Source organism: Salmonella sp. FC25216, assembly GCF_057751355.1.
The window spans coordinates 209,874-223,020 of sequence record NZ_JBDGON010000003.1; the positions used below are offsets into that span (position 1 = coordinate 209,874).

12 protein-coding genes are annotated in these 13,147 nt (G+C 49.3%); 1 reads left to right on the forward strand and 11 read right to left on the reverse strand.

Translation table 11 applies throughout. The features are described 5' to 3' along the window. Positions 1 to 147 precede the first annotated feature (147 nt). The 9 genes from sodC to AC3G3F_RS07245 form a co-directional block, all read right to left on the reverse strand. On the reverse strand, positions 148 to 678 hold the full coding sequence (gene sodC / locus AC3G3F_RS07205; RefSeq protein WP_488394717.1) for a superoxide dismutase [Cu-Zn] SodC: 531 nt from the start codon (positions 676 to 678) through the stop codon (positions 148 to 150). 131 nt (positions 679 to 809) lie between these two features. Then, on the reverse strand, positions 810 to 1,574 hold the full coding sequence (locus tag AC3G3F_RS07210; RefSeq protein ID WP_488394827.1) for a transcriptional regulator: 765 nt from the start codon (positions 1,572 to 1,574) through the stop codon (positions 810 to 812). Continuing rightward, positions 1,558 to 2,067 carry a CaiF/GrlA family transcriptional regulator gene (locus tag AC3G3F_RS07215; protein ID WP_053510926.1) on the reverse strand — a complete coding sequence of 170 codons (510 nt, stop codon included), beginning with the start codon at positions 2,065 to 2,067 and terminating at the stop codon, positions 1,558 to 1,560. Before AC3G3F_RS07215 ends, AC3G3F_RS07210 begins: the two co-directional genes overlap by 17 nt. A gap of 109 nt (positions 2,068 to 2,176) precedes the next feature. Then, positions 2,177 to 3,247: a fimbrial protein gene (locus tag AC3G3F_RS07220; protein WP_488394719.1), complete on the reverse strand. Its 1,071-nt coding sequence runs from the start codon at positions 3,245 to 3,247 to the stop codon at positions 2,177 to 2,179. Continuing rightward, positions 3,244 to 3,987: a fimbrial biogenesis chaperone StdC gene (gene stdC, locus AC3G3F_RS07225; protein WP_023249221.1), complete on the reverse strand. Its 744-nt coding sequence runs from the start codon at positions 3,985 to 3,987 to the stop codon at positions 3,244 to 3,246. Before stdC ends, AC3G3F_RS07220 begins: the two co-directional genes overlap by 4 nt. 40 nt (positions 3,988 to 4,027) lie before the next feature. Beyond that, on the reverse strand, positions 4,028 to 6,517 hold the full coding sequence (gene stdB, locus AC3G3F_RS07230) for a fimbrial outer membrane usher protein StdB (protein WP_488394721.1): 2,490 nt from the start codon (positions 6,515 to 6,517) through the stop codon (positions 4,028 to 4,030). 119 nt (positions 6,518 to 6,636) lie between these two features. Further along, positions 6,637 to 7,224, reverse strand: a complete 588-nt coding sequence (locus AC3G3F_RS07235) for a fimbrial protein (protein WP_079813677.1) — start codon at positions 7,222 to 7,224, stop codon at positions 6,637 to 6,639. 893 nt (positions 7,225 to 8,117) lie between these two features. Next, complete coding sequence (locus AC3G3F_RS07240; RefSeq protein ID WP_070804254.1) at positions 8,118 to 8,750, reverse strand: YfdX family protein; 633 nt, start codon at positions 8,748 to 8,750, stop codon at positions 8,118 to 8,120. Between the two features lie 46 nt (positions 8,751 to 8,796). After that, positions 8,797 to 9,333, reverse strand: a complete 537-nt coding sequence (locus tag AC3G3F_RS07245; protein ID WP_023249217.1) for an STM3031 family outer membrane protein — start codon at positions 9,331 to 9,333, stop codon at positions 8,797 to 8,799. Between the two features lie 788 nt (positions 9,334 to 10,121). Here AC3G3F_RS07245 and AC3G3F_RS07250 point away from each other — a divergent pair. After that, complete coding sequence (locus tag AC3G3F_RS07250; RefSeq protein ID WP_023249216.1) at positions 10,122 to 11,213, forward strand: TQO small subunit DoxD; 1,092 nt, start codon at positions 10,122 to 10,124, stop codon at positions 11,211 to 11,213. A gap of 1,066 nt (positions 11,214 to 12,279) precedes the next feature. On the opposite strand, the gene AC3G3F_RS07255 is transcribed toward AC3G3F_RS07250, so the two are convergent. Continuing rightward, entirely contained in the window at positions 12,280 to 12,780 is a 501-nt protein-coding gene (locus AC3G3F_RS07255; protein WP_053528705.1) for a hypothetical protein, read from the reverse strand. Further along, positions 12,777 to 13,139, reverse strand: coding sequence for a tlde1 domain-containing protein (locus AC3G3F_RS07260; RefSeq protein ID WP_070804252.1), 363 nt, complete (start codon positions 13,137 to 13,139; stop codon positions 12,777 to 12,779). Before AC3G3F_RS07260 ends, AC3G3F_RS07255 begins: the two co-directional genes overlap by 4 nt. Between the last annotated feature and the right edge of the window lie 8 nt (positions 13,140 to 13,147).

Here is a 13,147-nt window from a genome sequence, read left to right on the forward strand (position 1 = left end):
GAATAAATATCTGGCTAACCCGGTACAGTGGGCATCTACTGTACCGGGAAGCTATCGCTTCGAGTTTCATTCCAGAAGCATTTTTACTCATCATACTGTTATGAAAGGCCATACATTCAGTGCTCCGCCTGAATGGTTTTCTGTCGTTTATTCTACTACACCACAGGCAAAACGCGCCCCTCCTCCACCAAGTTTAGCTGGGTTATCAGAGTAATTATCCCCGCCAGCATGGATCATCAGAGAATGCCCCTTCAGTTCCGACAGAGATTTCAAGCGGGGAGCCAGCAGTTCATAAGTTGCGGTTCCATCGGCATTCACCACCAGACCAGGTAAATCTCCCAGGTGTCCTTTATCATTGTAAGGCCCCATGTGCTTGCCTGTTTTTCCCGGATCGAGATGCCCGCCCGCCTGCAACGCAGGGACTTCTTTACCATTTTCAAGCCCCGGCAAACAGCTTGGGTGAGTATGCACATGGAAACCATGTATCCCGGCAACAAGACCAGACAAATGTGGCTGAAACAGTAAACCATAAGGTGTTTCTGTTACGGTAATCTCCCCGAGCGCCTTTCCGCTTCCTGAAGGCAGGGCTTCATTTATCGGAATACTCATTGTGGCAGCGGACGTGACTCCAGCCACAAAAAAACCACCTAATATCAATGCGCTGACCCTTTTTTTCATCTTATCCACTCCTGTTATATAGACCTTATAGTTAATGTTTTCAGCCTGAAAATTCCATTACATTTTTGTCATCTTCGTGCCAGATATTCGGCCTGTCGGGGCTATTGTGATGTGGTCGCCGGATGCGGGGGTTACTGCGGAGCAATAAACGGAGTTCGCTGCAGTGATTTACAAAACCGGGTACCAAACAGCAGTTCCCGTAACCGGTTCCGCATTCCCAGCTTCACCAGTAACCGGTATTTGTCCTGCCAGATTTGCTTCTCCTGCGTATTCAGCCTCCCACATAGCGCTGATAACCTTCCCCGTCCACGGTAAACTTCCTGAAGCAAACGTAACTGGGCCAGGCTCACTCCACATGCCAGTATCTCCCGGTGCATCAGATGGTCCATACAGTTCATCAGCCGCTTCGGACTGTTAAATATCGGTGGCACCTCCGGAAAACCCGTCACCGGGGTCGGTGATAACAGAAACCCCTCCAGTGCTCCCGTCACCCGCAGACGTGCCCCCCCGGACCACTGTTCACCCCGCCGCACCCGGATAAGTATCTCCTCCAGCGCCTGCTCCGGCAGCGCCGGGATACCCCCGTACACCTTCAGTACCACCCGGTCACTGAAAAGCAGCTCATCGCTGATGACCATCACCGGGTGCTCCGGCAGCACCTGCCTCAGGGCATAGAACAAAAAGAGATGTTCACGGGGACGCAAACACAGTATCAGTATGGCCTCCGGTTTCCGGCGCAGTTGCTGCAACAGCGCTGGCAGCCTATATGTGCTTTCACAGTCGCTGCCCGGCAGAAATGTCCGGACCAGATGTGCCACAGCGGTCGTCACCGGCCAGCAGTCACCGAGAATAATAACCTGCCGGGGCGTGACTGACCGGTTATACGTCGTCGCCATCATTCACTTTCCTTTTCAGGATTTTTCCCGCATTTCTGTTACTGCACAGCCGGTTCCACAGTTCATTTGCCATCGACCTGTCACCGTTACCGACCCGGCGTTTTGATACCGGCGGCGGTCCGGCCTTTTCACGGCGCGTGGACGGGGTGGGGCTGTCAAGAACCCGGAAAACATAAATTTCATAGCGCAGGGCTTTATTGGGCAGGGTCTGGTGACGGCAGACGCTGACCACCCGTGATGTTTTGCTTCGCAGGTAGGCAATCAGGTAGCTGGCCCGTCTGGCCGTGATGTGAAACGCCTCTGATATCTGGTTACGCTGCACCCAGTTCTGCTGCAACAGACACCAGTGTGCCACGATGATATACAGGGGCTCGCCGGCATACTGGCGGACACTTTCCGGAATAAAGCAGGCATCATGGTTGGTCTGTCCGGGATAATGAATATCGTTACCTGAAAAAACTATCTTTTCTTTTGTTTTTTTATCAGAAGACATGCAGACTCTCCGTTTTTTTGTGAAAAAGACCGAGAAGCAAAAAAAATAATCATAAAGATAAATCCATATCTATTTTTAATTAACTATCAGTAAATGGCATTTAATCCTGTTAATTGTAAGTAACAATAACTGTCATTGCTGCCGAAAAATCACCTGTTTTAATTTCCGCTCCTGGTATGGCTTCTACTTTTGCTTTGTAGTGCTTTATAATTCTGCCACCGGCACCGTTATCAAGATGGATAGGTCCCATATCTGCTTTCATATTAAATTTAACTGGTGTGTCATTATCCACATCAATTACCGACAGTCCGAAGCCATTGTTTTCTTGTTTATTATTCTTAAGAATCACGGTGCTGTCAGCATCTGCCAGTGTCAGACCGTTGGTCCTGAACTCTATAGCCAGTGGGGCGACGAACGGGATCTGCGTTCCGACATTCTGTTGTGCTGTAACGGTGAAAGGTACTTCCCTGGGCACCATGGTTTCCTTATATTCCGTATAAAAACGCCCCATATTGATGGTAGCAGAAGGAGAAATAATAACCGTGCCTGAGTTGTCAGGAATCATTCTGATATTAAAGGCGGAAACCGACAAAGGTGTATACGGTTTAGATGGTGGCGGTACGGTTGATGGTTTATAGGGAAGAATATCAAATGTACTTGCCGGAATGTTTATGTTCAAAAAACTATATTTAAAACTTTGTTCAACATAAATACGTACAGTAAGTTTTCCACTCAGATTATATGTTTTATTCTGTTCCAACTCTTGACCAAATATCTTTGAGCTGGCCCAGCCGGCAAAACCTGCCTGTATATCCCGCCATGAAAAATTAACAGGATCTCGACTACCCTCCTGAATAAACAGCTCAATACCAAGACCGCTCTTTTTCAGGGCATCCACCATTGGTTGCACATTCTTAAGACTGATAGTGGCATTATAAGGTTCTGAATAAGTTTTAATTGTAGTGATGCAGGTATAACTGAAGGGAATGTCTTTAATTTTCTGCAGTTCATCACCTGCGCTATATTGCCCTGCTTTAATATTAATATTCTGGATGTTAACACTCCCAGTGGCATTACAATATGACCAGTCGATATTTGCCCGTGCAGAATGACTGACAGCAAAAAACAGAAACACACCTGACAGTATCAGTGATTTCATATTGAATAATCGTTCTGTCATGATGTCGCCCCTGCGTCCTTAAACGCGCAGTTCAGGGCATCACAGGCGTAGCGGTTCATCTGCAGTCCACCGTAATCATCAATATACCCCACCCACAGCGTCCGGGTTTCTGCCGGCAGAACAGCCTTTAAAGGCAGGCTCCCCAGGGGCGGCACCATCACGCCCTCGCGGAAACCGCTGAGCCTGTGGCTGCGGTCTGCTCCCAGCCACGCCACAGTGATGTAGTACGGCGTCGGATTTTTTAATGTCAGGCGCCCCGCTTCCCGTTCAGCAGTCAGCTTTCTTTCCGGCTGGTCACTGCTGCTTCTGATAATGGCTTTCGGACGGTAAAACAGTTTCAACTGGCTCTGCATGGCCAGTTGCAGGACGTTGTCGTCTTCCGGCTTCGGGGGAACGCCCCGCACGTTAAACCAGAACAGCGTTTCCCTGTCCTGAGGGAGCTTGTCTGTCAGCCCGCGAACCTGGGTGATACGGACCTGGGATTTCTGTCCGGCATCAATACGCTGCAGCGGTGGCAGCGCCATCAGCGCATCCGTTCTCACCCCGTCAGCATCCGTCACCCAGGACTGCGCCAGGAACGGCGTGGTTTTGTCATCGTTATTCAGCGTGATGGCCACCGTTTTCTGCGGCGCATCCATGATAATACGGGTCCGGTCGACGTTGACGGCCGCCGGGCTGCACTGGCTCCATGCTGCCGCCAGTGCGAGTAAAATCACACGGCTTATTCTGCTGTTTTTCACCTGTTTTCTCCTTTAGTCCTGCTCTGTGACAGGGATATTTTTATCTGCAGGGCAGTAACAGCGGCCCCCGGCTGAGTGTCACCGTTTCCGGCAGGGTGAGCCTGCACTGCACCCGGCCATCCCAGGACACATTCAGGGTCCGGCGGTCTTCCCCGCTGAGTCCGGTCAGGTAAGCCAGACCGTCATCCCCGACCATCCCTGCGGTTCTGCCGGTTTTCCCGGACACCACCAGGGAGCCAAACGGCGGACTGGCGCCGTCCGCCAGCCGGATATGACCGAGCACCTGCTCCCCCTGGCTGGCGTCAATCTTCCGGTAGCCCACCGCGCCTTCCGTCAGCACCTGGCTGATGACGGAGCTGCTGACGTCCACGTCCTCCGGCAGGGAGGCCACATCAACCGAAATATCGCTGCGGCGGTAGCTGCTGCCGGCGCTCACCACGCCCACCCCGAAGCGGTTGGTCACCCCGCTGTTGCCGTTCACCGGCACACCGGCCACGTCTCCGGTATCTATCATCATGCGGGGCTCATTCCCGGCCATCGACTGGCTGAAAGCGGCACCGTGGGCGGTGGCAGTCACCGAGCCGTACCAGCTCAGGCCCAGGCTGCGGTACTGTCCGGGCTGCAGGGTAGCGTCCGCTGCCGCCTGGCCCCACGGCAGACGGCTCTGCACACTGCCGCTGAAGCTGCTGTTGCTGCCGGTGTCATAACGGTTATGGCCGGCGCTGATGTTCCATGTGGTGTCCGGGTTATGGAAATCGCTGTAATTCACGTTCTGCTGCAGGCCGCCCCGGTTATCCTTCTGCACGCTGTAGCTCACCTGGCGACTGTCGCCCCACGGGATACTGATGGTGGCGTAGACCTGGTTCTGGCTGCCCCCGCCGGTGTACTGGTTACGGGCAAATGACACCGAGGCCGAAAGCCCCTGAAGGTCGCCGAGACTGAACACTTTGTTGAGGCTGAGCATGTAGTTATTGTTGGACTGTGCATTCCAGTAATTGAGCCGGCTTACCGAGAGGGCCGCGCTCATGTTGAGTACCGGAACGGACTGGCTGTAAGTCACGGTGTAGCTCTGTTTTTCATGCCACGCATCGCCGCCGTCGGTGGCCCGGCGTTGCAGGTATTCCGGCATGGACAGAAAATGGCGGTCCGAGAACCGGTATCCGACGAACGCCAGGGTGCTGCCGGTTTTATCAAACGTTTTGGCATAGTTGATACGGTAGCTGTAACCGGACTGCTTCTGCCCGTGCGGCAGCCGCGCATCTGAACGGGTGACGTCCGCGGAGAGGGCACCCAGCAGCCCCATATTCTGGCCTATCCCGAGCGCAGCGGACCGGTAGTCGCCGGTGGAGGCAATGAGACCGCCGTACAGCGACGTGTTGTTAAATGCTCCCCAGGTGGCCTCCCCGAGCAGGAAGTCAGGGCTGACCGTACTGTTGTTATGCGTCCCGCCGTACAGCGGACGTCCGCCGGCCACCTTATAGCGAACCTGTCCCTGGCGTGCCATAAAGGGGACGCTGGCCGTGTTGACCTGCCAGGTCCGGACGCTGCCGTCGCTTTCGCGCACCGTCACATCCAGGTTGCCGCTGATATTCTGGCTCAGGTCGGGAAGCTCAAAAGGCCCCGGCGACACCCGGGTCTGGTACAGAATGCGGCCGTTCTGGCTGACGGTGACCTGCGCATTACTGTTCGCAATACCGCTGATTTTCGGGGCATACCCCTGCAGAGAAGGCGGCAGCATGCGCTCATCGCTGGCTAAAGTGAGCCCGGCAAAGCGGAAGGAGTCAAAAATAGCGGAACTGAGGTACGTCTGTCCCAGCGTCAGTTTTGAACGCAGTGCGGGCAGAGCACGGAACAGATACGTCTGCGGCAGATAAAAATCGGACTGCGATGCCCCATGTCCGCTGTCAAGGCGGCTGTACTGGTAATCGCTGCGCAGCCGCCACGGGCCGAGATTAAACCCGGCGGTGCCGTAGAGGCTGTAGCTGTCAGAGGTCTCCCCCTGCTGCGGCATGTAGCGGCTGGCCATCAGGCTGTAATCGAGCAGGCCGGCTGTGACGCCGTCGCTCCAGCGTGAAGGGGGGACCCAGTCCGGGTCCTGATAGCGCATCCAGGCCTGGGGGATAATGAAGGTCAGCCGCTGCTTTTCAGCGCTGTACCGTACCTGACTGTCAGCGGAGCGCAGCTCAAGGCACTGCCCGTCCGGGATACCGGTAACGGGTTTCAGGCTATGAATAATCTTATCCTTAAGACCCAGCATGGCCACCATATCGGTTGTCACGCAGATGACGGCCGCATCGCGTCCGGCAGCCGGTACAACCCTGACCGGATACTGTTCCCGTACCGTCTGGTCATTGAGCCAGATATCGAGAATATAGTTACCGGGCGCCACATACCCCTCGCGGCTGAAGGCCGTGAGGTCCACATTGGACAGGTTCCCGCTGTCCAGCAGGCTGGCATTAAACTCCGTGGCCTGCGACTTCAGGACGGAAAATGTCAGGGTAATCAGAATGGCAAGCCGGGTAATTTTCATGGCATGGCGCTTTCGTGTTGTCGTCCGTGTAACAGACAGCCCGCAGGCGTGGTCAGATATAAAAGCCGTCCGAACCCCTCCGTGGACGGCTTATCCCTGTCGTTATTTACCGCGTAAAATCACAGGTATTTCAGGGTGTAAGTGACAGAACTCTCAATAGTTCCCGGAGTTACACCTGTAGTTAGCGCTACAACGCGGGCGAAGAAAGAAAGTTCGTTATTACCATTTTGCAGTTGCTGAGCGTCGGCATCACCCATCACGGTGTTGGGTGCGATAATTGTATGGTTGTCGCTTTTCAGCAACTGGACTGCGACGTTCTGTGCGTTGCCGGTATTGACGTATCCTTTATTGGCTGAGTCCGCATTACCGGAGAAGGACACGGTGACTTTAGACATTTTGCCAATCGGGTTTTTATTGGCAGTTGCATCATCCGGATCAAATGCACAGTTCTGGAGATGAATAGTGAACGGTTTTGAGTCTGAAACATCATCAACAGCTTTCAGGTGGCGATAAGAAATTTGCCCAAGTTGCACAGCAATAGCATCGTCGCCCGGTGCGATATCGCAGGGTGAATTGGTGATGGTGCCGGTGAAAATAATTTTACCTGAGCCGAACGGGCCTGATGTAGGCGCAGTATCGGCGGCGAATACGGAAGCGCCATACATCATACCGGCAGCCGCCATGGCAAGTATTATTTTATTACGCATAGATAATATGTCCTTTGAATGAGAATTATTTTGCAAAGACTGAAAACAAGTCTGAGGGTATTAATGAAAGCGTTCAGAAAAGATTCGTATAAATAATAAACGTCTGGTGTTAAACGAAGCACCTGAACTTTTCATCGAAAAAATATTGATTTCAGCTAATGCCTGATCAGTTGTAAGAAAATTCTTATGAAAATTAAAACAATAAAAATAGATCGATACGATCGATGATTATGATCGTAATTTAAGAATAATCATCAAAGAAATACTTTTTAATGTAATTATAAGCATATGAATACCTGACAGACAGATATTCTCAGCGAGCAAGAAATATTTTGTAATATGTCATCAAAAATGTATATTTTGCTTTTCTGCCGGAATGAACATTTACAAAACATAATGCTAATCACACATAAAAAAGCAATCATTAGCAGAATAAAAACCCACACAATTCATTAACAAAAGACATTTAATGCCAAAATATTAACTTAACAAATAACTATGAACCATCATAAGTAGAAATACTAAAAAATAATAAATGAAATGATATCTTCCTGAATTTGTGATGTTAATCACAATTTCAGAACCATGACATTACTGAACTTCACGGAAGAAATTTAAAAATAATGTCACCGTAAAGAATAAATCCATAACTCTATTGAAATGCTCTCATGAGCCTAATGTATTTCTGCTTGCTGCCCAGACTGTATATCTGGTCAAGTACGGAAGAGGTCATTGACAGTATTTCTGGCTATTCAGCCGTTACATACTTTGTCTGGTAGTTTGTCGAGACATTGTCGAAATTGTTTCCTGAACAAAGAGCAGCAATAAGCAGCTACAAATAGCTGTCAGGCATAATACGGCCTACTGTAATATATACAGCAGGCCGGGGGATATTAATGTGCAGCATCATGCTGCACGGGGGGTGTCGGTGACTCCTGAATAGACTGAGAATCCACAATTACACCATCCTGAGCTGATTTAAGTATCAGACCTGCCTGATAGTATTTTCCTTCGTTCATCAAGGAAAGCGCTGTGGTCACATCCTTGCGAGTTTGCTGAAGAGGAATGAGTTCCTGATTTTCAATAACACTGACACCTGCAAGTTTCAGAGCCTCTATAGTGCCTTTTTTATCTCCTTCTTTCATTTTCTGGTTTGCTTTATTAATAGCATCATTTTTCTGCCCGGCAGGGAGATAATCTTCTGCTACCGTAATCGATGAATTTATCCGAATATAGCGGTCTCCTTCAACTGGTGCTTTTTTATCTGATTTTACATACAGATTCCAGTCAGTACTGTCATCGTTCAGGAGTTTTTCTGCTTGCGCAGTCAGTTGTTCAGCCTTTTGTGTCCGACCATTAAACAGTTCGAATCGCGACATTCCGATATCACGCATGGCCTGCCAGGCCTGTCCGGATATCTTGTCATTATTCAGGGTAACGTTATCAGACATATTTGTTGCGGCCATAATACTTCCTGAAAATAGGATCAACATCAGCGCAACTCCTGGAATAATATGGCTTTTCATAATCCATCATCTCCCCAAATTAACATTTTTTATCGGATTATCCTGCTCAAAACCGATAACCCACGCCAAGATTAAAACCATTGCTATTAAGGCTTCCGCTGTTATGGGTAGCATCAAAATCTGCACCTTCATAACCCAGAGTTACCGCAACATTACTGACTGGGGTGTAAGCCACACCTGCGGAATAACCATATCCGACCTTACTGTCAGACTCATTTATCCCATGATCACGCTGATGCAATAATACGGGGCCCACCTGACTATACAGGCTTAACTGGTTATTTATTTTCCATGAGGGACCTGCAAGCAGAGAGTAATAACGGGTTGTTACACGACCATTACTGCTTTCATCGGAATAGCGCTGACTTCCATTTAGCCAGGAAAATGAGGTTGTCAGTCCCCAGTCCGGTGACATTTCATAGTTGTTTGCCAGCCGTACCCCACGCAGCGTTCCGGCGTGATTAGTATGGGACTGGGCGTATCCGAGTGAAAATGTACTGGCATTATCGTCTGCCCATACCGGACTGGCTGCAGCAGACAGCAGAACAATACCGGTACTTCCGGCTAATAGCATTTTGTTCATCTTCTTCTCTCCGGTTATTTTTACCTGATGCCTCACAGGCATGCATTAAGTTAAAATCGTTCCGTGATAACAAAGTATGAATAAGTCTTTTAAATTATGAGATCTGTTACGCCAGTAAATATCTTTATCTCTGCCCACCCGGAGGCTTGATTCATGAAAATAAATCCAGGCCAGAAACAGTATTTAATAATACATAAACTGGAAAATAAAAACTGACAAAAATAGATGTTCACTGATATATAACGGGCAAGAAGCCATGTCAGCCAGGTGAATCAACGCCTGTGAATTAGTTGCAGGAAACGACTATGGAGAGCGGTATGCGGCAGTTATCTGGCAGTAACGGCATTGTTTAGTGAGTATTCAGGAAACAAAAAAAGAAGGGAGCGGTACTCCCTTCGCAAACATGTCAGAATACGACATTTTGGTGCTCTTTTATTTATTCTCTGGCTGTAAAAGTTATGCTGTTGGCAGACAGCTCCAGTCAACATAAAAAAATACCGCCAACTAAAAATGTGATGCAAATCACCATTAAGCAAGGGTCTGAAAATGTATGCAATACGTTTGAAAACCCACCAAACCCTTCCGGCAAGGGTTTCCACTGAGATGGTTTTCATAAGTCGTCATTAGCCTGGTGCCATTCCTGTTTAAAATGCCCAGAACGTAACGATAAATATTCTTAACAACCGTTACATAAAGCAACAATATTGTTAACCATTTGTGTGTTAATTGTTTTATTTTTACTCATATGCCTTTTTGGCATAACGATATAACGACAGGGGATAATAATTATGAGTTCAGCTACACACGTTAATCCCGCAAAACCTGTGACAGATGTTTATCTGCTGGCAGGCCTGGGATTACTGGCGGTCAGAATTATCCAGGGATTTATTTACTGGGGGGGTGGGAGCCGACGTTTTATTTATGCGCCGGATAAACTTAACCCGGATGCACCCCACTGGATGGCCTACAAGTTTCAGACGGCAATGCCCGGTGCTCTTATGGGGCTGGAGCATGTAATTTCATTTATGCTCCAGCATTTCTGGCTGCTGTATGCCGGCGTAATACTTTTCAGCGCTGCTGAACTCATCGCCGGGCTGTTTCTAATGATAGGTCTGTTCACCCGTATTTCAGCGCTGTTGTCGATGTTTTTCTCCGTATTGCTAATGCTGATGTTTGGCTGGCAAGGGGCAACCTGTATTGATGAATGGACAATGGCTGCCTGTAATCTGGCGATGGGAACCACATTGTTTCTTTGCGGGTCACACAGCTATGCCCTGGACAACGTTATCCTGAAGAGAAAGCCCCATTTGGCTGACAGTCGGATTTTCCGGTGGTGTTGTGGTTCACTTCCTGTGCCGCTAACCCCGGTCGGTTATAAAAAACTGGCGCTATGGCTGTTAGCTTTAGTGGTGGTTTTTGATGTAGGGACTTACAGTTACTATCGTGGCTCAGTGGTCACGCCATATCATCATGGCCCTGTTAGCCCTACCACACATCATGTCCGCCTGACTGAAGGAAAATTGTTCCCTGATGGCCGCGTTCAGGTTCATGCTTACCTGGATGCAGGAACGCCTGAAGCACCTGAGCATATCATGGAGGCATGGCTGAAAGATGCCGATGGCGCAACGCTTATTCACTGGGACACCGCCATGCTGTCGGCATTACCGCCTGATAGCTTCCGGAACGATTATGCCTACAACAAATTCGCTCCTGGTCACTACGGCATACAGGCTATTGTCGGATCAGCCGCCACGCTCACCCTTCCTGCTGGTGTTATAAAAAGAGGTAGCGATAGATTACCGAACGGTCCGGTAACGCTGGTACTGATAGATATGGAAGGACATACGTTCAGCACGCCTCTTGAACGGGTTTCCGACTGATTTCAGACGTAAAGCGAATAGACGTATACATACATTTATATAATACCCTGCTCTTGATATGTTCAACTCATCATCAAAGGCAGGGGGACTAAAGGGTCGATAACAGGTCGTTGAGTGGTAAATCTTATCCCGTCCTGAAGCTCGGTTACTGCCTGGATGGCCACTGATGAAAAAAGATTGTTAACCAGAATGGGGGTTACATAAGCAACAACAGACGTTCAGAAAGGCAAAATTGCTGTAAATTCGTGGGCTTAGTAGACGTCAGTAGATAGGCGAAGGGAGCCGTACAAACTCCGATAGGCCCTGTAAATACCAGGACTCTTTGAGTTAGGACTTTAATTCTATACACATTTCTATACACACGTAGCTGTCGCTTGAACTTGTTTACCCTATCAAGGGCATCCATAACTTAGGTGCAAATTACAACGCTCATGATGACCACCAGCGCAGATATCTCAATCACGCGATGGTGGTCTAATGGGGAATCAGCATCCGCATTTCACGCCAAGACCTTAGGAAATCTTAGGGAGCATCAACCGAAATTTGCGCCTTTAACCTTAACATAACCCGGTACGCAAAACCTTAGCATTTCTCAGCATCGTATTACGTGGAAACCTATATAAATCTATATATCAGCCCCACGGCACACCAGCGATTAAGCCAAGCGGTACGCGGATTTTGCGTATTATCTGCGTACCAAACTGCGTACCAGATTGCGTACTTTTTTGTGTATCGTCTGCGCAACTTTTTTCTGCGCAGTTTTCGGCTGGGGCGGATCTTTGCGGATCAGGATGCGCAGAGTTTTGCGCAATATGAAACCCAGAGCTGGCAAGACTTACAGGCCTGTTTTCTTAGTTCTGCGCAGTGATATTTTGCGCAATGATTTTCGGCTTTTTGCGCAGATGAATTTTTTAATTTCGCGTGTATAAAAATACGATGAAGTGGGCTGTCACACAGAATAGGGACTGTAGAAATTTACCCGCCCCTATGCGCCTATTCGGTCTTCGTAGATCCCACAATATCCCGCCAGTGATGAATGCTGGCAGGATATTCTCCATCAGATCAGCTATCCCACATCCGGTAATGTGTTGAGCTTCTCATCATCACCTTTACCATCCGGGCCATCCGCCCGTAGTTCATCCATTGTATCGCGCATATTGTTCAGACACTCAATTGCCGGCTTCCCGGCATTTTGGAGTACAGTTACGGCCTGTGCGTAATATTTTTCGATAGCGGCTCTGGTGTAGCCATTCATCATCGGCAGGCTGCAGATCATCATCGAATCAAAACGCTGTATCAGCTCATCCTGACTTTTGCCGATCTCTGCCGTGGCGTTGAGGACACTTACCGGGTCTTTTAGCAACGCAAAGCTGGCTGCGGTAGCCAGTTCAGTGGCGCGATCACCGTTAAGAGAATCACCGATTTTATTCACTGACTCTGGCAATGACTGAATGGTCTGCGGGTCGGCTCTCTCGACTCTTTTGATAAAATCACTCCAGTCGCTCCCTGCTGCCAGACAGGCCACGCTGGTGGTACATAGCACCAGTAAGAGAACCATTTTTTTCATCGCACCACCTCAAGCGTTCTGTCGTGAGACATAATCACCTGCGAACGACCCCCCGGCCCCATGATAATGCAACCTTCTGACGCAAACCCAGGAATGGCTGGCGGTCGCTTTTCACCATGAATTCGGAATAATGAACGCCCATAACTCTCACCAGATGTTTGTACCAGTATGACGGTCATTGGGCTGATTGAGTTGTTATGCCCTGCGATGTGATATGTCCCTCGCGGTAATGGCCCCATCCCTTTCACCTGCTGGCGATCGGGATTGTTTTTGTTGGTCAGTACGCCGGAATATCCTTTGCCTTTAAGAACGCCGTTATGCCACAGCTCACCCGTGCTTTGGTGGTAAATCCATGCCATGCTTTCCC

Excerpts from the sequence above, each read along its gene's own strand:
- AC3G3F_RS07235 (WP_079813677.1), bottom strand. The coding sequence starts at position 7,224 with ATGCGTAATAAAATAATACTTGCCATGGCGGCTGCCGGTATGATGTAT.
- sodC (WP_488394717.1), bottom strand. The coding sequence starts at position 678 with ATGAAAAAAAGGGTCAGCGCATTGATATTAGGTGGTTTTTTTGTGGCT.
- AC3G3F_RS07255 (WP_053528705.1), bottom strand. The coding sequence starts at position 12,780 with ATGAAAAAAATGGTTCTCTTACTGGTGCTATGTACCACCAGCGTGGCC.
- AC3G3F_RS07210 (WP_488394827.1), bottom strand. The coding sequence starts at position 1,574 with ATGGCGACGACGTATAACCGGTCAGTCACGCCCCGGCAGGTTATTATT.
- AC3G3F_RS07245 (WP_023249217.1), bottom strand. The coding sequence starts at position 9,333 with ATGAACAAAATGCTATTAGCCGGAAGTACCGGTATTGTTCTGCTGTCT.
- AC3G3F_RS07260 (WP_070804252.1), bottom strand. The coding sequence starts at position 13,139 with ATGGCATGGATTTACCACCAAAGCACGGGTGAGCTGTGGCATAACGGC.
- AC3G3F_RS07240 (WP_070804254.1), bottom strand. The coding sequence starts at position 8,750 with ATGAAAAGCCATATTATTCCAGGAGTTGCGCTGATGTTGATCCTATTT.
- AC3G3F_RS07250 (WP_023249216.1), top strand. The coding sequence starts at position 10,122 with ATGAGTTCAGCTACACACGTTAATCCCGCAAAACCTGTGACAGATGTT.
- stdB (WP_488394721.1), bottom strand. The coding sequence starts at position 6,517 with ATGAAAATTACCCGGCTTGCCATTCTGATTACCCTGACATTTTCCGTC.
- AC3G3F_RS07215 (WP_053510926.1), bottom strand. The coding sequence starts at position 2,067 with ATGTCTTCTGATAAAAAAACAAAAGAAAAGATAGTTTTTTCAGGTAAC.
- AC3G3F_RS07220 (WP_488394719.1), bottom strand. The coding sequence starts at position 3,247 with ATGACAGAACGATTATTCAATATGAAATCACTGATACTGTCAGGTGTG.